This is a genomic window from Pseudomonas sp. 8O, assembly GCF_902506495.1.
Classification (GTDB): Bacteria; Pseudomonadota; Gammaproteobacteria; order Pseudomonadales; family Pseudomonadaceae; genus Aquipseudomonas; species Aquipseudomonas chaetocerotis.
In genome coordinates, this window is the sequence record NZ_LR733266.1 from 13,469 (window position 1) to 34,526 (window position 21,058).

Annotated in this window: 20 protein-coding genes; 11 read left to right on the forward strand and 9 right to left on the reverse strand. The window is 63.7% G+C overall.

Annotated features, from left to right (window positions below; translation table 11 throughout):
* The first annotated feature begins 157 nt into the window (after positions 1-157).
* Both GV002_RS20990 and GV002_RS20995 read left to right on the forward strand, forming a co-directional pair.
* Positions 158-1,750, forward strand: coding sequence for a hypothetical protein (locus tag GV002_RS20990; RefSeq protein ID WP_160020224.1), 1,593 nt, complete (start codon positions 158-160; stop codon positions 1,748-1,750).
* 137 nt (positions 1,751-1,887) lie between these two features.
* Complete coding sequence (locus GV002_RS20995) at positions 1,888-2,166, forward strand: HU family DNA-binding protein (RefSeq protein WP_160020225.1); 279 nt, start codon at positions 1,888-1,890, stop codon at positions 2,164-2,166.
* Positions 2,167-2,211: 45 nt separating this feature from the next.
* On the opposite strand, the gene GV002_RS21000 is transcribed toward GV002_RS20995, so the two are convergent.
* The 7 genes from GV002_RS21000 to arcD form a co-directional block, all read right to left on the reverse strand.
* A complete protein-coding gene (locus tag GV002_RS21000; RefSeq protein WP_160020226.1) occupies positions 2,212-2,505 on the reverse strand; it encodes a copper-binding protein in 294 nt (97 codons plus the stop codon).
* Positions 2,506-2,524: 19 nt separating this feature from the next.
* Positions 2,525-3,022, reverse strand: a complete 498-nt coding sequence (locus tag GV002_RS21005) for a cupredoxin domain-containing protein (RefSeq protein ID WP_178094777.1) — start codon at positions 3,020-3,022, stop codon at positions 2,525-2,527.
* Between the two features lie 117 nt (positions 3,023-3,139).
* The gene (locus tag GV002_RS21010) at positions 3,140-4,555 is read right to left on the reverse strand and encodes a multicopper oxidase family protein (protein WP_160020227.1); all 1,416 of its coding nucleotides are present in this window, start codon (positions 4,553-4,555) and stop codon (positions 3,140-3,142) included.
* 15 nt (positions 4,556-4,570) lie between these two features.
* Positions 4,571-5,971 carry a TolC family protein gene (locus tag GV002_RS21015; RefSeq protein ID WP_160020228.1) on the reverse strand — a complete coding sequence of 467 codons (1,401 nt, stop codon included), beginning with the start codon at positions 5,969-5,971 and terminating at the stop codon, positions 4,571-4,573.
* Positions 5,958-6,257 carry a hypothetical protein gene (locus GV002_RS21020; RefSeq protein WP_160020229.1) on the reverse strand — a complete coding sequence of 100 codons (300 nt, stop codon included), beginning with the start codon at positions 6,255-6,257 and terminating at the stop codon, positions 5,958-5,960. Before GV002_RS21020 ends, GV002_RS21015 begins: the two co-directional genes overlap by 14 nt.
* Positions 6,258-6,331: 74 nt before the next feature.
* Positions 6,332-6,727: a hypothetical protein gene (locus tag GV002_RS21025; protein ID WP_160020230.1), complete on the reverse strand. Its 396-nt coding sequence runs from the start codon at positions 6,725-6,727 to the stop codon at positions 6,332-6,334.
* Positions 6,728-6,795: 68 nt separating this feature from the next.
* The gene (arcD, locus tag GV002_RS21030) at positions 6,796-8,223 is read right to left on the reverse strand and encodes an arginine-ornithine antiporter (RefSeq protein ID WP_160020231.1); all 1,428 of its coding nucleotides are present in this window, start codon (positions 8,221-8,223) and stop codon (positions 6,796-6,798) included.
* Between the two features lie 204 nt (positions 8,224-8,427).
* Here arcD and GV002_RS21035 point away from each other — a divergent pair, with 204 nt between their 5' ends.
* The 8 genes from GV002_RS21035 to GV002_RS21070 all read left to right on the forward strand — a co-directional run bounded on the left by GV002_RS21035 (position 8,428) and on the right by GV002_RS21070 (position 18,494).
* Positions 8,428-9,114, forward strand: coding sequence for a hydrolase (locus GV002_RS21035; RefSeq protein ID WP_021489897.1), 687 nt, complete (start codon positions 8,428-8,430; stop codon positions 9,112-9,114).
* Between the two features lie 97 nt (positions 9,115-9,211).
* Complete coding sequence (locus GV002_RS21040) at positions 9,212-9,790, forward strand: antibiotic biosynthesis monooxygenase (RefSeq protein WP_178094779.1); 579 nt, start codon at positions 9,212-9,214, stop codon at positions 9,788-9,790.
* Between the two features lie 137 nt (positions 9,791-9,927).
* A complete protein-coding gene (locus tag GV002_RS21045) occupies positions 9,928-11,769 on the forward strand; it encodes an amidohydrolase (RefSeq protein ID WP_178094781.1) in 1,842 nt (613 codons plus the stop codon).
* 1 nt (position 11,770) lies between these two features.
* Positions 11,771-13,375 carry an MFS transporter gene (locus GV002_RS21050; RefSeq protein WP_160020234.1) on the forward strand — a complete coding sequence of 535 codons (1,605 nt, stop codon included), beginning with the start codon at positions 11,771-11,773 and terminating at the stop codon, positions 13,373-13,375.
* A gap of 44 nt (positions 13,376-13,419) precedes the next feature.
* On the forward strand, positions 13,420-14,157 hold the full coding sequence (locus GV002_RS21055; RefSeq protein ID WP_160020235.1) for an alpha/beta fold hydrolase: 738 nt from the start codon (positions 13,420-13,422) through the stop codon (positions 14,155-14,157).
* Positions 14,158-14,188: 31 nt separating this feature from the next.
* Positions 14,189-17,197 carry a sensor histidine kinase gene (locus GV002_RS21060; protein WP_160020236.1) on the forward strand — a complete coding sequence of 1,003 codons (3,009 nt, stop codon included), beginning with the start codon at positions 14,189-14,191 and terminating at the stop codon, positions 17,195-17,197.
* Complete coding sequence (locus tag GV002_RS21065; RefSeq protein WP_160020237.1) at positions 17,197-17,838, forward strand: response regulator; 642 nt, start codon at positions 17,197-17,199, stop codon at positions 17,836-17,838. The genes GV002_RS21060 and GV002_RS21065 overlap by 1 nt, the downstream gene beginning before the upstream one ends.
* Before the next feature lie 86 nt (positions 17,839-17,924).
* On the forward strand, positions 17,925-18,494 hold the full coding sequence (locus GV002_RS21070) for an AraC family transcriptional regulator (protein WP_160020238.1): 570 nt from the start codon (positions 17,925-17,927) through the stop codon (positions 18,492-18,494).
* On the opposite strand, the gene GV002_RS21075 is transcribed toward GV002_RS21070, so the two are convergent.
* Together GV002_RS21075 and GV002_RS21080 are read right to left on the reverse strand one after the other, a co-directional pair.
* The gene (locus tag GV002_RS21075; protein WP_160020239.1) at positions 18,495-19,097 is read right to left on the reverse strand and encodes a glutathione S-transferase family protein; all 603 of its coding nucleotides are present in this window, start codon (positions 19,095-19,097) and stop codon (positions 18,495-18,497) included.
* Positions 19,098-19,204: 107 nt separating this feature from the next.
* Positions 19,205-20,362, reverse strand: a complete 1,158-nt coding sequence (locus GV002_RS21080; RefSeq protein ID WP_160020240.1) for a PLP-dependent aminotransferase family protein — start codon at positions 20,360-20,362, stop codon at positions 19,205-19,207.
* 83 nt (positions 20,363-20,445) lie between these two features.
* On the opposite strand from GV002_RS21080, the gene GV002_RS21085 reads away from it, so the two are divergent.
* Positions 20,446-20,967 (forward strand): MarR family winged helix-turn-helix transcriptional regulator, encoded by a 522-nt coding sequence (locus tag GV002_RS21085; RefSeq protein WP_160020241.1) that lies wholly within the window; start codon positions 20,446-20,448, stop codon positions 20,965-20,967.
* The last annotated feature ends 91 nt before the right edge of the window (positions 20,968-21,058 follow it).

Sequence of the window (21,058 nt, forward strand, 5' to 3'; positions counted from 1 at the left end):
CGAGCCGTGCCAAGTCGCCGTCTGGCCGTGCAAAAACCCGGAAAACCTCTGGCGCTGAGCTAACCTTCTCCACTCTTACTCGCGCCACTCGTCGCATCCCGCAGTTCGGCCATGATGAGCATTCCCGAGGCACGCGCACGCCACCTCAGGAGCAACCATGGCCAATTCGCATAGCCCCTTCCATCCGATCATCTACGTGCGTGGCTACGCCATGACCCCGGGGGAGATCGACCAGACCAGCGCAGACCCGTTCTGCGGCTTCAACCTCGGATCTACCGTCTACCGCGCGGTAGCGGAAAAGACCCGCCAGCCACGCAAGTTCGTCTTCGAGTCGCCAGTGATCCGCCTGGCCTCGGAGTTCGGCTATCAGGACGTATACGAAGACGGCTACGACATTCTCGATCCGGAATGGGCCGCCAACGCCGACAATCGCCTGGGCAGCCGTTCGATCATCATCTATCGCTACTACGACGAGGCCTCAAGACTGCTGGGTATCGGCAACACACCGAGCCTGGAGGTGTTCGCCAGCAAGCTTGGCGAGCTGATACTCAAGGTGCGCGAACTGGTGTGCGCCAACCCGAAGAACGACATCACCAAGACCGACTTCCGCTGCTACCTGGTAGCCCACTCGATGGGGGGCCTGGTCTGCCGCGGCCTGCTGCAAAATTCCAAACTGGACCCGGGCGGAGCGGCTCAGCTGGTGGACAAGGTGTTCACCTACGCCACGCCGCACAACGGCATCGACCTGCTCGGCATCAACCCGCCGAGCTGGCTGAGCCCAAGCGACATCAGCAATTTCAACCGCCAGCGCCTGGCGACCTTTCTGGATCTGGAAGCCGCCTACACACTTACCGAGCGGGTCGACTGGTTACCCGAGGCACGCTTTCCATCCAAACGTTTCTTCTGCATGGTTGGCACCAACCGCATGGACTACGAAGCTGGCCTGGGCCTGTCGCGTACCTTCGCCGGACATGGTAGCGACGGCCTGGTGCGCATCGACAACGCAACCCTCTGCGGCCTGGACGCTCACGACAAACCGACAGCACCCTGCGCCAAGGCCTTTACCTATCGAGCACATTCCGGCTACTTCGGCATCGTCAACAGTGAGGAGGCTTACCAGAATCTCACGCGCTTTCTGTTCGGCGATGTACGGGTGGACATCTGGGCTGAAGTCGACGCCATCACCCTGCCCAAGGAGCTGCGCAAGTCTGAAAGCCAGGGGCAAACGATCAACGCTCTGTATCAGTTCGAAGTGCTCGCCGCACCCCGTGGCAAGCTCTGGTACCTGAGCCGGCGTACCGCCGAAGAGGATTCGGTGGCCTGTCTCGCCCATCAGCACTGGCTCAAGGCACCACAGGAGAACGGCAAGCTGTACCTTGGCAGTTTGTTTCTCGCTGATCGAGCGCGCGTGAACAGCAGACGCAAGGGGCTGGCCTATACCTTGACCTTTAACGTGCGGGTGCCGGACTACGAGGTGGAGCGCAAGCTTTGGATCAACCAGCACTTCGAGGGCAGCTATCTGTTCCGCAACAGTCTGGTGCTGGAAATAACCCCGCCCGGTGCCGACAGTGGCTGGCAGGTAAGCCACGCCTGGCAGAACCAGGGAGTGCATGGTGCCGACCGCAAACTCGATGGCAACGTCCTGAAGGACGGAAGTCTGGAGATCGAGGTGCCGTTTGACAGCGCCAGCGAACCCGGCATCAGCGGCCGGCTGCGTTTTTTGGTCGCACGCTGGAACCACCAGGACTGATGCGACACTAAGCCCTATCGGAAGAGCCGGTTACGGCGCTGCCGAGCCACCCCTTTTATGTTAGCGTTCCCATGTTTTCGGCTGCGCAGATCCCTATCTGCAGCGTCGAACCTCTCACCTGCAAACGGAGTTACATCATGGCAATCACCAAAGACCAACTGATCAGCGACCTGGCCGAGGCCGTATCCCTGCCCAAAGCCACTGTCCGCACCCTGATCGATCAGCTGGGCGAAATTGTCGGCGACGCACTGGAAAACGACGGTGAGATCACCCTGCCAGGCATCGGCAAGCTGAAAGTGACTGAGCGCCCGGCACGCACCGGCCGTAACCCGCAGACTGGCAAAGCCATCGAAATCGCTGCCAAGAAAGTGGTCAAGCTGGTACCTGCCAAGGCCCTGACCGACGGTCTGAACTGAGTGTTTGCCAGCCCAGGCGCAATGCCTGGGCCGGCTCGACCCTGCTTATTGCATTACCTGCAACTCGGTGACGATGTAGCGATTTCCTTGTTGCTGCACTTGAAAACTCACCTTTTCTCCCGCTGAAACCCCTTCCAGCAGTTCCGGCTTCTCGACCTCGAACACCATGGTCATCGGCGGCATGTCAATACTGGCGATGGGGCCGTGGCGCAGGGTGATTTTCTGCGCAGCGACGTCCACCTTACGCACCTCGCCCTGACTCAGCGGCGCGGGGTCTGCGGCTAGCAGCGGCAGGCTGAACAGGGCGGCCAGGGCAGCGATCATCAGTTGCTTCTTCATGCGTTTTTCCTCTCGTAGGTCAGTCGGCCAGCACATGGATGGTGCCGACCATGCCAGCTTGGTAGTGGCCGGCGATCAGGCAGGCGAAATCGAATTCGCCGGCGCGGTTGAAGGTCCAGATCATCTCGCCGCTCTGCCCCGCGGCGATGTGAGCCATATAGGGCTCGTCATGCTGCATGCCGGGAAACCTGGCCATCATCTCGGCGTGCCGATCCAGCTCGGTGCGGGTACCGAGAACGAACTCGTGCAGCATCTGGCCGTCGTTGTGATGGACGAAGCGGATTGTCTCGCCCTGTTTGACCTGCAGGTGATCCGGGGAGAAGCGCATCTGGTCGGTCATGCGAATCTCGATGCTGCGGTCGACCTCTCCGGCATCACCGGCGATGCCCCAGGGTTTCTGTTCCTTGATCGTCGCCTGAGCGTGATGACCCTCGTGCGCCTGGCTGTGGGCCAGGGCAGGAGCGGCAACCAGCAAGCCGACCAGGAGCATCGGGGTGGAAAAATTTATCGGTTTCATCTGCGGATTCCTCAAATTGCGCTGGCAACGCCTTTAACCTGGCGCTGCGTCAGTTCGCTTCGCGGCTAAAGCGGAATGCCGCCCAGCCGCTCCTACTCACACTACTTCCGGTGTCCGTCAATGCCCGGCATGCCCGTCCGGCTTACGCACCTGAACCTCCACCGGCGCCTCGATCGGCTGCTTGAGCGGCATCGACTGGCCGCCGCCGTCGTGCGAGCGACTCGGGCTGGCCAACTCCGCCCCCTTCCATTCATAAGCCACCGTGCCGGCCGGATGCTTGAACCAGCCGGGGTCGCGGTAATCGCCGGCGGCCTGGTCCTTGCGCACCTTGAGCATGGTGAACATGCCGCCCATCTCCACCGAGCCGAACGGGCCGTCGCCGGTCATCATCGGCACGGTGTTGTCCGGTAGTGGCATCTGCATCTCCGCCATGTCGGCCATGCCGCGCTCGCCCATCACCATGTAGTCCGGCACCAGTTTGGCAATCTTGCGGGTCATCTCGCGATGATCGACGCCGACCAGAGTCGGTACGTCGTGGCCCATGGCGTTCATGGTGTGGTGGCTCTTGTGGCAGTGCAGCGCCCAGTCGCCCTCCTCGTCGGCGATGAGCTCGAGCTGGCGCATCTGCCCCACTGCCACGTCGGCGGTCACTTCCGGCCAGCGCGAGCCGACCGGGGTCGGCCCGCCGTCGGTGCCGGTGACCTCGAACTCGTGACCGTGCAGGTGGATCGGGTGGTTGGTCATGGTCAGGTTGCCGACACGCAGGCGCACGCGCTCGCCCTGGCGCGCCACCAGCGGGTCGATACCGGGGAACACGCGGCTGTTGAAGGTCCACAGGTTGAAATCGAGCATCTGCATGATCTTCGGCGTGTAGGCGCCCGGCTCGATGTCGTAGGCGCTGAGCAGGAAGCAGTAGTCGCGGTCCACCTCGGCGATCAGCGGGTGATGCTCTCTGGGGTGGGTGACCCAGAAGCCCATCATGCCCATGGCCATCTGCACCATCTCGTCGGCGTGCGGGTGGTACATGAAGGTGCCGGGGCGGCGGGCGACGAACTCGTAGACGAAGGTCTTGCCTACCGGGATCGCCGGCTGGGTCAGCCCCGCCACGCCGTCCATGCCGTTGGGCAGACGCTGGCCGTGCCAGTGGATACTGGTGTGTTCGGGCAGCTTGTTGGTGACGAAGACGCGCACTCGGTCGCCCTCCACCACCTCGATGGTCGGCCCCGGCGACTGGCCGTTGTAGCCCCACAGGTGGGCCTTGTAGCCGGGCGCCAGCTCGCGCACCACCGGCTCGGCAACCAGGTGGAACTCCTTGACGCCGTTGTTCATGCGCCATGGCAGGGTCCAGCCGTTGAGGGTAACTACCGGGTTGTAGGGTCGCCCGCTGCCCGGCTGCAGCGGCGGCTGGGTCTCGGCACTGCCCTGCAGCACCGGCTCGGGTAGGGCAGCCATGGCTACCCTGCTGACTGAAGAAGTGGCCACCGCAGCGCCGATGGCGCTGGCCCCGAGAAAGAAATCGCGTCGTGAAACCATCAGAGAAATCCTTGTTCAGTGGCCGGCGGCGGCCGGCTCGGCGGTAGCGGCAGGTGCCGCGCCGAGCGAAGAATTGGGAGCGCCCAGCAGGGCCATGTCGAGGTCGGCGCGGGCCAGCCAGAATTCGCGCTGCGCCTGCAGGTAGCCGTCCACCGCCTGCACCTGGCGACGCGCGTCGGCAAGCAGGTCGAAGGTGCTGATGAACATACCGTTGTAGCGCAGCAGATTTTCTTCGGCGATGCGCTGGCGCAGCGGCAACACCTCGGCACGGTAGTGCTGCGCCAGCTCGAAGGCATTGCGGTAGGCGTGATAGGCCTCGCGCACCTGCGAACGGGCATTGATCGCCGTCTCGGCCGCCCGGTTGAGCGCCTGACGATACTGCGCCTCGGCCCGCGCCACCCTGGCGCCGCTCCAGTCGAACAGCGGCAGCTCGACGCTGATCTCGTAGCCGCGCTGGGTCGGTTCCTCGTTGGAGCGGTTGTTGACCACGCCCAACTCCAGCACGTTGATGAAACGCGTGGTGCGGGTCAGCCCGAGGTTCTGTGCCAGGCGCTCGGCATCCAGGCGCAAGGCCTGAACGTCCTGGCGCTGGCTCATGGCCAGGCGCTCCACGTCCGGCAGCTGGTCGGCACTTTTCGGCAGCGCCGGCAGGCGTTCGGGCAGGCGATAGTCGAGTTGTTCGCCCCACAGGCCGAGCAACCGGGTCAGGCGCTCGCGGCTGCGTACCCGCGCCTGTTCGGCCCGCAGCAGGCCGATGCCGGCATCGGCGTAGAAGGCCTGCTGCTCGACCTGCTGCAGTTTGCTGAAGTTGCCTACCGCAGCCATTCGCCTTGCCAGTTCGGCACCGACCTCAGCGGCATCCAGCACCTGCCGTGCATAGACCAGGCTTTCCTCGGCAGCGACCGCCTCATACCAGGCTTTGCGCGTCTCGCTGGCCAACTCGAATACCGCCAGGCTGGTCTGGCGCTGCAGTTGCTCGAAGCGCCGCTCCTCCAGGCGCGAGGTCAACGGCAAGGCGATCAGCCGCGCCAGGTTCAGATGCAGGCCACGCTCGTACTCCACCTCACTGCCCTTCTCCAGACGACCGTAGGAGAAGCCGGGATTGGGCAGACGCCCGGCCTGCACCCGCTCGGCCTCGCCGATGCCCAGCTCGTCGAGGGAGGCCTGCAGACCGCGGTTGTTGAGCAGCGCCAGCTGTACAGCAGCATCCAGGTTGAGGGGTTCGGCCAGCAGCTCGGTCACCCGCGCGTCGATCTGACCGCGACCGGCTTCGTCCCGGGCCCACAGCAGTTGCTTGTCCAGCTGGCGCTCGCTGGCCTGCTGCACCGGCCCGAAACCGCCGTCCTGGCTGAAGCTGGCGCAGCCGGCCACCAGCGACACGGCGCAGAGCAGCGCGAGGGGTCTAGTGATGGCCATGGCCACCTCCCTCGGACGGATCAGCGCCCTGTTCGTCCGGCTGCTCCCAGCCTTCCATGCTGTAGGTACGCCAGCCGCCGATACGGCCGACCAGGTCGTTGGCCGCGCGCCAGTCCTGCAACGGCTCGTCAGCCTGGGCGCGGTAGTCTTCGAGGGGGGAACGGTAATCCTGCGCCGGTACGATGGCGTTGGCGTCCAGCGGGTCGGGCTGGGCCGCCACCAAGATGCCGGGTAGCGCCAGGGCAGCAAAGCCCAGCAGCCTTCCGGCAAGGAAATGCAAAGTCATGATGTGTTCTCGCATACGGCGGCCAGGCGGCCGCGTGAGCTACAGGCGCCGCAGGACGGCGCTCCCTAAAAGGCTCAGGCGAGAGAAAAACGCGGAGGGCGTTCGGGCGTGTCGGCTACGCCGACGATAAGACGATCGGGCCAGGTCGCAGGCAGCTCGACGGCTTGCAGGACAGAGTCGTTCAGAAACGGCTGGCTGGGCGCGGCGACGCCGACGCAGAAGGCGCACAAGGTACAGAGGTTACCGTCGGCGGGAACATCGCTGCTGGCCACCGGGGCGGCGTCCTGATGCGCACCATGCGAGCTGTCGGCCGCCATGTCATGTTGTATGCCGTGCTGGCTCCCGCTCATCTGCAGGACACTGCTGCGATGAACCTGCTCGCACAGTTGCATGCCGAGCGCCGCCATGGCCTGTGCCGGCAGGGCCAGCATCAGCATCCAGATCAGGGCGGTACGCAGGTTTTTGCGCATAGGGGTGGCGAAGCCAGAGTCAGGGGCGATAGGCCGGATTATCCGCGCGCCGGCCGCTTTGTCCAGCCCTAGAGCGTCAGGTGACCGGCATACAGGCCATAGCCGGCCAGCACGGCAGTCAGCAACACCGCGGCAAAGATCGGCCATTCGTAGCGGGTGAACAGCGCCTGCCCCTGCTCGCGCTTGGCCTGGCGCAGCAACAGTGCCCCCGGCGCGTAGAGCAGCGCCGATAGCAGCAGGTATTTCACCCCACCGGCATACAGCAGCCAGATCGCGTAGCCCACCGCCAGCAGGCCGACTGCCAGGTCCTTGCGGCGCGCTCCGGCCTGGCCTTCGTAGGTCTCGCCGCGCAGCGTCAGCAACAGCGCATAGACCGCCGACCACAGGTAGGGCACCAGGATCATCGATGACGCCAGGTAGATCAGCGACAGGTAGGTGCCCTGGGAAAACAGGGTGATCAGCAAGAACAGCTGGATCATGCCGTTGGTCAGCCACAGCGCATTGACCGGCACCTGGTTGGCGTTTTCCTTGCGCAGGAAGACCGGCATGGTGCCGTCCTTGGCGCAGATGAAGAGGATTTCGGCGCACAGCAGCGCCCAGGACAACAGCGCACCGAGCAGCGATACCGCCAGGCCGATGCTGATGAATACCGCGCCCCAGCGCCCCACCACATGCTCCAGCACCCCGGCCATGGATGGGTTTTGCAGCGCTGCCAGTTCGGGCTGGCTCATGACCCCCAGCGACAGCAGGTTGACCAGCATCAGCAGCGCCAGCACGCCGAGAAAACCGATCACCGTGGCCTTGCCCACATCGCGGCGGCGCTCGGCGCGCGACGAGTACACACTCGCCCCTTCGATGCCGATGAACACGAACACGGTGACCAGCATCATATGCCGCACCTGCTCCAGCACACCGCCGAATTGCGGATTGCTGCGCCCCCAGATGTCACGGGTGAAGATGTCGCGGTCGAAGGCCAGGCCGACAATGACGATGAACAGCAGGATCGGTACCAGCTTGGCAACCGTGGTGATCAGGTTGATCAGCGCCGCTTCCTTGATGCCGCGCAGTACCAGGGCGTGCACGCACCAAAGCAACACCGAGGCACAGGCAATGGCCAGCGGCGTATTGCCCTGGCCGAAGACCGGGAAGAAGTAACCGAGGGTGGAGAACAGCAGGACGAAGTAGCCGACATTGCCCAGCCAGGCGCTGATCCAGTAGCCCCAGGCCGAGGAAAAGCCCATGTAATCGCCAAGACCGGCCTTGGCATAGATGTAGACACCGCCATCCAGCTGTGGCTTGCGGTTGGCCAGGCCCTGAAAGACGAAGGCCAGCGCCAGCATGCCCACCGCGGTGATGCCCCAGCCGATCAGCACTGCACCGACATCGGCCTGCGCGGCGATATTCTGCGGCAGCGAGAAGATCCCGCCGCCCACCATCGAGCCCACCACCAGCGCGGTCAACGATCCCAGCCCCAGCTTGTGGCTTTTCCCTGTCATGCGTCTCCCCTGGCAATCCCTGCACTCACTCTAGCAGCCCCGTACGTCGTACCAGTTGGCAAACCTCGGCACAGCCCGATACCAGAATCGCAGTTACATCCAATCCGGGCGGCGACGGCTCTGCAATAGTCCTTTCGCCTACCCGGACGGCAACGACCGACGGGATGCGTGCATCGTCTACCGCCCCACCAACAGGTAACCGCTATGAGCAATCCAAAAACCGAAGTCCTGACCCCGCACAACAGCCAGTTGATCTTCATCGACCAACAGCCGCAGATGGCCTTCGGCGTGCAGAGCATCGATCGGCAAACCCTGAAGAACAACACCGTGGGTCTGGCCAAGGCGGCCAAGATCTTCAATGTGCCGACCATCATCACCACGGTCGAAACCGAGAGCTTCTCCGGCCACACCTATCCCGAACTGCTCGCCGTGTTCCCCGACGCACCGCTGCTCGAGCGCACCTCGATGAACTCCTGGGACGACCAGAAAGTCCGTGACGCGCTGAAGAAGAACGGTCGCAACAAGGTCATCGTCTCCGGCCTGTGGACCGAGGTGTGCAACACCACCTTCGCCCTCTCCGCCATGCATGACGCCGGCTACGAAATCTACATGGTCGCCGACGCTTCCGGCGGTACCTCGCAGGCCGCCCATGACTACTCCATGCAGCGCATGATCCAGGCCGGCGTGGTGCCGGTGACCTGGCAACAAGTACTGCTGGAATGGCAACGCGACTGGAAGAACCGCGACACCTACGACGCCGTGATGGCCCTGGTCAAGGAGCACTCCGGCGCCTACGGCATGGGCGTGGACTACGCCTACACCATGGTCCACAAGGCGCCCGAGCGCGTCGAGCACGGTCCAACCCTGGCCCCTGTAGCGGCGCCCATCTGACCTCATGACGGCGGAAACGCCCTCGACTCGACCAGTGGCGCGCATCGGTGCGCGCCACTGGATCGCCAAATCCAAAGCATTGAGCAGAGTCTCCAGTATGAGCGAGACGCAAGCGGAAACCGTCACCCTGGTGGTGCGCCATCAGGTTCGCCCCAGTCACGTGCCACATTACGAGGCTTGGTTACGGCGCATCATCGCGACTGCCAGCCAATGCCCCGGCCACTTGGGGGTCGACGTGGTACGTAGCCATCAAGCCTGCCTGGCGCAGTTCACCTGTGTGCTGCGCTTCGCCAGTCTGCAGCAGTTGCAGAGCTGGATCGAATCGGAACAACGACGCCAGTTGATCGCCGAAGTCGAGCCACTGCTACGCGCCGGCGACCAGTTGGAAATCGCCGAGAACAAGGAATTCTGGTTCGTGCCGGAAACCGCACAGGCGCCACCGCCCCGCTGGAAACAGGCCTGCGTCACCTTCCTGGTGATACTGCCGCTGAGCCTGCTGGTCCCGCTGCTCTGGCAACCCCTATTCCATCTTGTTCCCTGGCTCGGCGCTTACCTGCCGAGCAACGTCCTGATCACCCTGAGCATCGTCCTGCTCGTGGTGTACCTGTTCATGCCCATGGCCACGCGCCTGTTCGACGCCTGGCTGAACCCAACCGTAGACGAGGATCGACCATGAGCCAGGACCCCTCCGACCCGAAACGCCGCCACTTTCTCGCCACCAGCAGCGTGCTCGGCGCAGCCGGGGCATTGTGGTCAGCCATGCCCTTCGCGGCCATGGCCAGCGAATCATCCGTCAGTTCATCAGGAGGCAACATGAGCGCCGACCTCATTCTCTACAATGGTCGCCTGCACACGGTCGACCGCGAAAAGCCCCAGGCCAGCGCCGTGGCCATCAAGGACGGGCGCTTCGTCGCCGTCGGCAACGACGCCGAGGCCATGGCCTTGCGCGGTGATACAACCCGCGTCATCGACCTGCAAAAGCGCACCGTCATTCCCGGCCTCAACGACTCGCACCTGCACCTGATCCGCGGCGGCCTGAACTACAACCTGGAGCTGCGCTGGGAAGGCGTGCCGTCCGTGGCCGAAGCCATGCGTATGCTCAAGATCCAGGCCGATCGCACGCCGACGCCGCAGTGGGTGCGCGTGGTCGGTGGCTGGACCGAATTCCAATTCGCCGAAAAACGCATGCCGACCCTCGACGAGTTGAACAAAGCCGCGCCGGACACCCCAGTGTTCGTCCTGCACCTCTACGACCGTGCGCTGCTCAACCGCGCTGCTCTGCGCGCCGTGGGCTACGACAAGAACACGCCCAACCCGCCGGGTGGGGAAATCCAGCGTGACGCCAATGGCAACCCGACCGGCATGCTGATCGCCCGACCCAATGCGCTGATCCTCTACGCCACCCTGGCCAAGGGGCCGAAGCTGCCGCTGGAGTATCAGGTCAACTCCACCCGCCAGTTCATGCGCGAGCTCAACCGCCTGGGCGTGACCAGCGCCATCGACGCCGGTGGCGGCTACCAGAACTACCCAGACGACTACCAGGTGATCCAGGAACTGGCCGACAAGGATCAGCTCACCGTGCGCATCGCCTACAACCTGTTCACCCAGAAGCCCAAGGAAGAGCTGACCGATTTCAAGAACTGGACCAGTAGCGTCAAGCTGCACCAGGGCGATGATTTCCTCCGCCATAACGGCGCGGGCGAAATGCTGGTGTTCTCCGCTGCCGACTTCGAAGATTTTGTCGAGCCGCGCCCGGACCTCGCGCCGAGCATGGAGGCCGACCTGGAGCCCGTGGTGCGTCACCTGGTCGAGCAGCGCTGGCCATTCCGCCTGCATGCCACCTATGACGAGTCCATCTCGCGCATGCTCGACGTGTTCGAGAAGGTCGACCGCGACATGCCATTCAACGGCCTACCCTGGCTGTTCGACCATGCCGAGACCATCAGCCCGCGCAATATCGAGCGGGTACGTGCGCTCGGTGGCGGCATCGCCATCCAGCACCGCATGGCCTTCCAGGGTGAGTACTTCATCGACCGCTACGGCGCCAAGGCTGCCGAAGCCACGCCACCGATCCAGCGCATGCTGGCCGAAGGCGTGCCGGTCGGCGGCGGCACCGATGCCACCCGCGTGGCCAGCTACAACCCCTGGACGGCGCTGTACTGGCTGGTCAGCGGCAAGACCGTCGGCGGCACCACGCTCAACCCGCAGGGCCTGTCACGCGCCACTGCGCTACAACTGTTCACCCACGGCAGCGCCTGGTTCTCCAGCGAACAGGGCAAGAAGGGTCAGATCAAAGTGGGCCAGCTGGCCGATCTGGTGGCCTTGAACGCAGACTTCTTCAGCGTCGAGGAAGAGCAGATCAAGTGGCTGGAGTCGGTACTCACCATCGTCGGCGGCAAGGTCGTACATGGTACCGGCGAGTTCGACAAACTCGCCCCGCCGACGCTGCCAGTGCTGCCGGACTGGTCGCCGGTGGCCATGGTACCCGGGCACTGGAAGCCGGCAGCCGCCCCCATGGCCGCCAGCATCCACCAGTGCATCGGCTCATGCGCGGTGCATCAGCACCAGCATGACCGCGCACGTCGCAGCAGCATCCCGGTGAGCGATCACCAGGGCTTCTGGGGCGCCTTCGGCTGCTCGTGCTTTGCGTTCTGACATGACCGCGGAAAAAGCTTCGCCGTGGAGCGCACTCAACCACGTCACGTTTCGTTGGCTGTGGCTGGCCAGCATCGCCTCGAACATCGGCACCTGGATGCACGAGGTCGGTGCCGGCTGGCTGATGACCGGCCTGTCGAGCAACCCCATGCACGTGGCGCTGGTACAGGTCGCGGGCTCGGCGCCGATGTTCCTTTTGGCGCTGCCGGCCGGAGCCATGGCCGACATCATCGACAAGCGTCGCTACCTGCTTGGCGTGCAGCTGTGGATGGCGGCAGTGGCGACACTGCTGGCCACCCTGACGCTACTCGGACTGACCACGGTCTGGCTGCTGCTCAGCCTGACCCTGGCCATGGGAGTCGGTACCGCGCTGATGATGCCGGCCTGGTCGGCGCTGACACCAGAGTTGGTGAGCAAGCGCGACCTGCCCTCGGCCATCGCCCTGTCGAGCCTCGGCATCAATGTCGCCCGCGCACTCGGCCCGGCCATCGCCGGAGTATTGGTCAGCCTCAGTGGCCCCTGGGCGACCTTCGCCCTCAATGCCCTGTCGTTCTTCGCGGTGATGGCGGTGCTGCTGACCTGGAAGCGCGAGCGCCAGGTCGCTGCCTTCCCCGCCGAACGCCTGCTCGGCGCCATGCGTGCCGGTTGGCGCTACAGCCGCGCATCGCGGCCGTTACAGGCGGTACTGGTACGCGCCGCAGCGTTCTTCGTCGGCGCCAGCGCCGGCATGTCGCTGCTGCCGCTGATCGTACGTGGCGAATTGCAAGGCAGTGCCAGCGACTTTGGCCTACTGCTGGGTAGCGTCGGCATCGGCGCAGTGCTCGGCGCCATGCTGCTGCCCAAGCTACGCGAGCGCATCAGCGCCAACACGCTTGTCGCCGGGGCCAGCGTGCTCTACGCACTGGTGCTGCTGGCCCTGGCCTGGGTGCGCGACTTCGCCGTGCTGCTGCCGGTGATGCTGCTCAGCGGTGCGGCGTGGATTGCCGTGCTGTCGAGCCTGCAGGTCAGCGCGCAGACCTCGGTACCGGATTGGGTGCGAGCCCGTGCGCTGTCGGTGTATATCCTGGTGTTCTTCGGCAGCATGGCTGCTGGCGGCGCACTCTGGGGTTATGTCGCCAGTCAGGCGTCGATTCCGGTCGCCCTGTTCGCCGCAGCGGCTTGCCTGGTGCTGGGCGTGTCGCTGACGCTGCATTTCCCCCTGCCGGTAACCGAAAGCGAAGACCTCGCCCCATCGCTGCACTGGCCAGCGCCGATTCTGGCTGACGAAGCCGATCTGGAGCGCGGCCCAGTCATGGTCACCCTGCAGTACGACATCGCACCTGAGCATGCGTCCGACTTCCGCCAGGCGATGGCCGAGGTCGCCCACATGCGCAGACGCAACGGCGCGTTCTCCTGGGGGCTGGTACAGAACAGCGAAAATCCTCGCCACTGGCAGGAGTTCTTCTTTGACGAATCCTGGCTCGAACACCTGCGTCATCACGGCCGGGTAACGCGTGCCGAGCAACGCATCGAGGCGGCGGCCAGGCATTTCCAGAATCCGGACGTGCCCGTGCACATCGAGCATTTTCTGATGCCGGCCAAGGATGTGCCCCATGCCAGCCCCTGACGACGGCAACCGCCCGAACCAGGGCATGACAGGTTGAGTGCAGCATGCCTCGTCACGCCCTGTTCATCCACGGCATCTGGCTCACGCCAGCGATCTGGGAGCCATTTCAGAGACGCTTCAGCGCCTGCGGTTATCGCTGCACGGCGCCAGCCTGGCCGGTTGCCATAGGCGGTCGACAACCCGGCATCAGCGACCTCCTCGCTCACTACGAAACACTGGTACGCAACCTGGAGCAGCCGCCGCTACTGATTGGCCATGACCTCGGTGGTCTGCTGGTTCAATTGCTGCTCGACCGCGGCCTGGGCCAGGCCGGCATCGCCATTGCCCCACTGCCACCACGCGCCGGTTTGCTGGGTTTGTATAGCACCTGGCCATGGCCATTGCCTTGGGTGGGTTGGCGTGACCTTCTGTACATGACACCGCAGTATTTCGCGCGCAATATGGCGCAAACGCTGACACCTGCACAGCAAAACGCGGCCTATGCGCGCCACATCGTTCCGGCGCCCGGCCGGGTGTTCGTCGAGGCTGCGCTAGGCATCGGTAGCACCGTCGACTTCAGCAACGGCGAACGTGCACCTCTGTTGTTGCTGGCTGCAGGCAATTCCCACATCGTTCGCGCCAGCGTAGTGGCCGCCCTCTATCGTCGCCACCGAGGCTCGTCAGCCATCACCAGCTTCAAGCAGTTCCCCGGCTACAGCCACTGGCTGATCGCCGAACCCGGTTGGGAGAGAATTGCCGACTACAGCATCGAATGGGTTCAGAACCAAGTTGGACGTTTTTAAAGCACACACCCCACAAGCTCGCCTCGGCGTCATGGCAAGCCTGTTTTGCCTGGTGTTTTTCAGCGCTGTCGCGCTGGCCGACAGAAGCGCTCTGGAGCAGCAACTGGAACATCGGCGCTGGACGCTCAACGATGACAGTCCCAGCCAGATCGGCGCTTTGGCCGAAGCCCGTGACGGCTACCTGTGGCTGGGTACTCACGACTCCCTGTATCGCTTCGATGGCTTCGACTTCACCCGATATCGCACGCCTGGTGGCCATGAACTGGGTATCGTATCCAGCCTGCTGGCCAGCGACGCCGGGCTTTGGGTCGGTTTGCGCAACGGCGGCGTTCACCTGATCGCATCGGGGGAGGAACACCCCAGCAGCTTCGATCTGGCCCGAGGGGTAATCTACGCCCTGGCACAGACAGCGGACGGCAGCATCTGGGCTGCCGCCAACGACGGCCTGATGCGTTTCGACGGCAAACACTGGCAGCAACTGGGCATCGCAGAAGGTTTTATCGGCGAAAATGCCTACAGCGTCTTCGTCGACAGCAGTGACCGTCTCTGGGTAGCTGATGAGCAGCGCCTTTATGTACTGCCGCCTGGCACCCGGAAGCTGCACGACACCGGCGTTCGCAGCCAACGCACGCGTCAGATAGCGCAAGCCGCCGATGGCGCACTGTGGTTGATCGAACGCGACCGCGACAGCCTGCTGCGGGTAAAGACAGATCAGCCGCAACTGCAGGCGACCCAAATAGCTCTTGGCGAAGTGGCCAACGCCATGCTGTTCGACCAGCATGGCTGTCTCTGGCTGAGCACCGCTGGCGGTGGTCTGTTGCACGTGGCCAAACCCAACGAACATGACAACGGCAGCTTCGATGATATCGAGCGGCTTTCTTCACGTGATGGTCTGAGCTCTGACTTCGCCTGGCCGCTGCTGGAGGACAGCGAAGGCAGCCTGTGGATCGGCACGCAGAACGGGCTTGATCGGCTGCGCGAACGCCCTCTGCGCCCGGCTGGCTTTCCGCCCGAGGCGAACAACCTGGCGATTGCCGCAGATGACGCCGGCAATCTCTGGGCTGCCAGCAGCAACCTGCCGCTCATGCGCCTGGATGAACAGGGTTTGCACGAGCTGCCGCTGCGTACACCGATCAGCGCAATCAGCAAAGGCCCTCACGGCTCGGTCTGGCTGGCCGGCCCCGAAGGTATCTGGCGCAGCGCTGACGAACAGGTGGAGAAAATCTCCGCCCTGCCGGTCGAGCACGACCTGGATTCATCGGTGCGCACTCTGCTGATCGACGCTCAGGGCGCGCTCTGGCTCTCACTCAACCGTCAGGGTCTCTACGTTCTGCGCAATGGCAACTGGCGACGACTTCCCGCCCCCAGCAAGGACCCGACGCAACTGATGCCGGTGAGCTCTGCCCTCGCCCCTGATGGCAGGCGCTGGTTCGGCTATCGCAACAACCTGATCGTCAGCCATGACGATCAGGGCGAACGCCAGTGGGGCAGCGCAGATGGGCTGGATATTGGTCACGTGACGGCGATGGCTCATTTGCAGGACCACAGCTGGTTCGGCGGTCAACGAGGCCTGGCACGCTTCGATGGGGAGCGCTTCCAGCATCTGCCGCTGAGCGAGAATGGGCTGTTCAACAATCTCTACGCGATCATCCCGGTCACCGGTCCTCAGGGAGAAGACCTCTGGCTGCACGGCAAAGGTGGCGTCTTTCAGTTGCCGGCCGCAGAAATCGAAAAGGCGCTGAACGATCCCAAGCACCATATCCATTACCGTACCTACGATCTGCAAGGCGGGCTCGCCAACAACCCGCACCAGGTGCTCGCCCTACCAACAGCGGTGCGCAGCAGCGATGGTCGTCTGTGGTTCGTCACCCGCAACGGCGTGGCCGGCTTGAGTCCACATAAGGCGATACATAGCGACAAGCCCCCCAGGGTGCGTATCGACTCGCTCATGGCTGACGGTGCGACCCTCTCCGTGCAAACGCCGCCAACCCTGCCTGCAGACAGCAAGCGCCTGGTCATTCACTACGGCGCCCTGAGCCTGTCTGCGCCCGAGGGGCTGCATTTTCTCTACCGTCTCGATGGTTTCGACAGCGAATGGCACTCCGCCGGACGTCAGCGCGAGGCGACCTATACCGGCCTGCACGCCGGCGACTATCGCTTTCGCGTGCGTGCGCTCAATCAAAATGGCGTGGCCAGCGAGCAGGATGCCGAACTCAGGTTCAGCATCGATCAGGTGTTCTACAGTCATCCGCTGTTCATCCTGACCATGGCATTGGTCGTGCTACTGACCCTGCACCTGCTCTATCGCAATAACATGCAGCGCGCAGCCGAACGCCTGCGCACACGTCTGGAAGAACGTCACGACGAACGCGAGCGCATCGCCCGCGAACTGCACGACACCTTGTTGCAGGGCGTGCAAGGGCTGATGCTCCACGTGCAGGCTGCGGCAAACAGTCTGCCAGTCGATCAGCCTGCGCGGGGCAAGCTGGAGAATGCCCTGGATCGTGCCGATCAGGTGATTGCCGAAGGGCGTGAGCGGGTGCGCAACCTGCGCCACGCACAAGAGGCGTCGAATGACTTGCCGCAGACGCTACACGAGTTCGATCAATTGCATGAACATGCGGATACCGAGTACCGAGTCGAGATCGCAGGCACACCCTGCGCCCTACACCCGGTGGTGCATGACGAGCTCAGCCAACTCGCCCGCGAGGCGGTCAGCAATGCCTTTCGTCATGCCGGGGCTCGCCATATTTGCGTGCAGCTGGATTACCACCCCCGGCAGTTCTCATTGCGCGTTATCGACGATGGCCGCGGCCTGCTGGCCGAGTACCTGCTGGGCGCAGAGCCGGTCGATCACTGGGGCCTGAGAGGCATGTATGAACGCGCCGCCAAGATTGGCGGCACACTTAATATCGACAGCACCCCCGGCCACGGTTGCCAGGTACGACTGACCCTGGCCGGACCATTGGCCTACCGCCAGTCGCCCCCTCGCGCGCGGCGTTGGCTAAACTGGAAAAGATTGATCAGGAGCTCGCAGTAATGACCGCTGCCAACCCCATCCGCGTGCTGGTCGCCGACGACCACCCTCTGCTGCGCGAGGGCATCGCTGCCGTGCTCGCCGGACAGGCGGATATCGATCTGGTCGGCGAAGCCAGCGACGGCCGCGAAGCACTGGAATGTTTTCGCCACCTGCGACCGGACGTTACCCTGATGGACCTGCAAATGCCTCATATGAACGGCATCGACAGCATCCTGGCGATTCGCGGCGAATGCCCGGATGCACGCATCGCGATCCTCACGACCTATCGCGGTGACGTGCGTGCGCTGCATGCGATCCAGGCGGGCGCGCAGGCCTATCTACTGAAAAGCACACTGCGCAAGGAGCTGGTGGAGACCATTCGCAGCCTAGCCGCCGGCAGACGCCATATTCCGCCCGAGATCGCCGCCGACCTGGCCCAGCACATCGGCCAGCAGTGCCTCAGCCCACGTGAAGTGGAGGTTCTGCAGGCAGCAGCTCTGGGTTATTCGAATCGCGATATCGCGCTGCAACTGCGCATCACTGAAGACACGGTCAAAGGCCATATGCGCCTGATCATGGACAAGCTCCGCGCCAACAATCGCACACACGCCGTGGCCATCGCCGTGCAACGCGGTGTACTGGAGATCGGCACCCCACTTTAGTGTTGCCACCCTTCCCCTCCTTGTGAGCTGTGCGCCGCCGACGGCGCCGCGCATGCTTTGCAACCAATAAGATAAGGAGGCTGGCAATGGGCTCGTTCGGCGAACTTCAGGCAATTACGCCCTGCCCGCACCAGGCCGGGCACGACCCGCAGCTACTGGACCGTATCGCTGCCTTGCTCGCGGAGGCTGAAAGGCAACTGCTGGAGGACACGCAAAGCGCCTACTTGCAGGTCGAGCAGGCCATGACGCTGCTACGCCAGGTCAACGCCTGCAAGCAGTGTGGTATTCGTCATTGCGCAAACGGTCTGACACGCTGGCAGACGCGACGCCTGGATCAGTACATCGGCGACAACCTGGCCACCGCCATTCGCACCTGCGACCTGGCAGCCCAACTCAGCCTGAGCAGCAGCCATTTCTCTCATGTATTCAAACAGACCTTCGGCATCACACCGCTGGCCTATGTGGCACGCAAACGCATCGAAGCAGCCAGAGAGATGATGCTGTCCACCGACCAACCATTGACGCAGATCGCGCACGCCCACGGGTTCTGCGACCAGTCGCATTTCACCCGCACCTTCCGCCGCGAGACCGGATTGAGTCCCTTGATATGGCGGCAGCGCTGCACAGCAAAGTCCAAAGCCACCGCCGAGCCGTGATCAGCCGAGCATGGTCACGTGGCGTGGGTGACTGGCGACGCGCTCGATCCAGGCGCGCACGGCCGGAAAGTCTTCGAGGCTGAAGCCACCTTCGCCCGCCACATGGGTGTAGGCATACAGGGCGATATCGGCAATGGAATACTGCTCACCGACCAGATAAGACGTGCGCTCGAGCTGTTTCTCCATCACCTTCAAAGCCTTGTAGCCAAGCTTCAGGCAGCGCGCATGCTCTTCAAGGCGGGCCTCCGGCATCCCCTGATAAAGCTGGATGAAACGCGCCACCGCGACGTATGGCTCGTGACTGTATTGCTCGAAGAACTGCCACTGCAGCACCTGGGTGCGCAAACGCGGCTCACTGGGCAGGAACTCGCTGCCATCGGCGAGGTAGTTGAGGATGGCGTTGGACTCCCACAGGCAGGTGCCGTCTTCCAGCTCCAGCACCGGGATCTTGCCGTTGGGGTTCTTGGCCAGGAAGGCTTCGCTCTGCGTTTCGCCCTTGAGGATATCGATGGCAATCCACTGGTACTCCTTGCCCAGCAGATGCAGCATCAGCTTGACCTTGTAGCAGTTGCCCGAGCGGTAATCGCCGTAGACCTTGAACATCTCGTTGCCCTCCCCGTGTTTCCTTCTTTTACCTGTAGGAGCCGGCTTGCCGGCGATCCGCCTTAGCAAGCGCATCGCCAGCGAGCCGGCTCCTACGCTTCAAGCTTCTACTTCGCCTGTGCCGCTTGAATCACCTCCGACAGGCGGCGCAACCCTTCGCCCAGGCGCTCCGGCGCCACGTGACTGAAATTCAGTCGCAGATGGCCTGGGTTGGCGTCCGGATCAATGAAGAACGGCTCGCCAGGCATGAAGGCGACGTTCTGCGCCAGCGCCGCATCGAGCAGCGTGCGGGTGTCGAGCGGCTGCTTCAGGGTCAGCCAGAAGAACAGGCCACCCTGAGGAATTTCCCACTCGGCCAGGTCGCCGAAGTGCTCCAGCAGCGCCGCCTGCATGGCGTCGCGGCGAATGCGGTAGAAGTCGCGCAGCTCGGCCAGGTGGCCACGATACTGCTCGCTGCCCAGCCACTGCAGCGCCTGCCACTGACCGATGCGGTTGGTGTGCAGGTCAGCCGACTGTTTCAGGCGCAGCAGGTGCGGATACAGGTCCTTGGTGGCGATCAGATAGCCGACGCGCAGGCCTGGCAGCAGCGTCTTGGACACGGTACCGGTGTAGATCCAGCTGGTCTTCTGCAGACGGCTGACGATGGGGGTGGCGCTACCGGCATCGAACACCAGCTCGCGGTACGGCTCGTCCTCGATCAGGGTCACGCCGAACTCGTCGAGCAGCGCCGCCACGGCTTCACGCTTGGCTTCGCTGTAACGGGTGCCGGACGGATTCTGGAAAGTCGGGATCAGGTAGGCGAAGGCCGGCTTGTGGTTTTCCAGACGCTGACGCAGCGCCGCCAACTCGGGGCCGTCGGCCTCCTGCGGTACGCTGATGCAGTCGGCACCAAACAGTTGAAAGGCCTGCAGGGCAGCCAGGTAGGTCGGCGCTTCGAGCAGCACTTCGGTGCCCGGATCGATGAACAGCTTGGAGGCCAGGTCCAGGGTCTGCTGCGAACCGCTGACGATCAGTACCTGGCTGGCATCGCAGGGCACACCCAGCGTACGTGCCTCAGCGGCGATGGCCTCGCGCAGCGCCGGCTCGCCTTCGCTCATGCCGTACTGGCCCATGCTCGCCGGCATCTCGGCCCAGTCCACTTTCGGCAGCATCGGCTCGGCCGGCAGGCCACCGGCGAAGGACATCACTTCCGGACGCTGCGCCGCGGCAAGAATTTCACGGATCAGGGAGCTTTTCAGGCGGGCGATGCGTTCGGAGAAGGCCATGGGATGTCCTGGGGTGCAAAAGTCATTGGAATTAAGTCAAACTGCTTGACCGAAACTACGCCGCCAAACAGAGATACGTCAATATGACTGACCTAAAAAATTTCCCCGAGAAATTTTTAACGTCACCCGCCGAGGGCACGCAGGCCGGCCGTCATGGTTCGCAGGTCATCAAAAACGCCGCCGCTCAGCAGGCTGCCATGGAAGCCTTCTTCTTCGGCTACCAGGCCTTCACTGCCAAGCCCGACGAAATGCTCGCCAAGCGCGGCCTGTCGCGCGTGCATCACCGCATCCTGTTCTTCATCGCCAAGTACCCGGGCCTGAACATGACCGAGCTGCTGGGCTACCTGGGCGTGAGCAAGCAGGCGCTGAACATGCCGTTGCGCCAGTTGATCGAGATGAATCTGGTGCAGAGTGAGGCAGCCGCGGACGACAAGCGCAAGCGTGTGCTCGGCTTCACCGCCGAGGGCGCCAAACTGGAGCAGGCTCTGCGCCGCGAACAGGCGCGCCTGTTGCAGCGCGTGTTCGGCGAGATGGGCGAAGAGGCCGTGCAGGGCTGGCTGGAAGTCAATCACGCCCTGGCACGTAGCCGCCAGGAACGCACCTAAGCATCATCGTCGCACTTCCCCGTAGGAGCGAGCTCTGCTCGCGAACCCGCGCCCTTTACGGGCCGCGCTCACGCCTGCATCCGCAATTTCC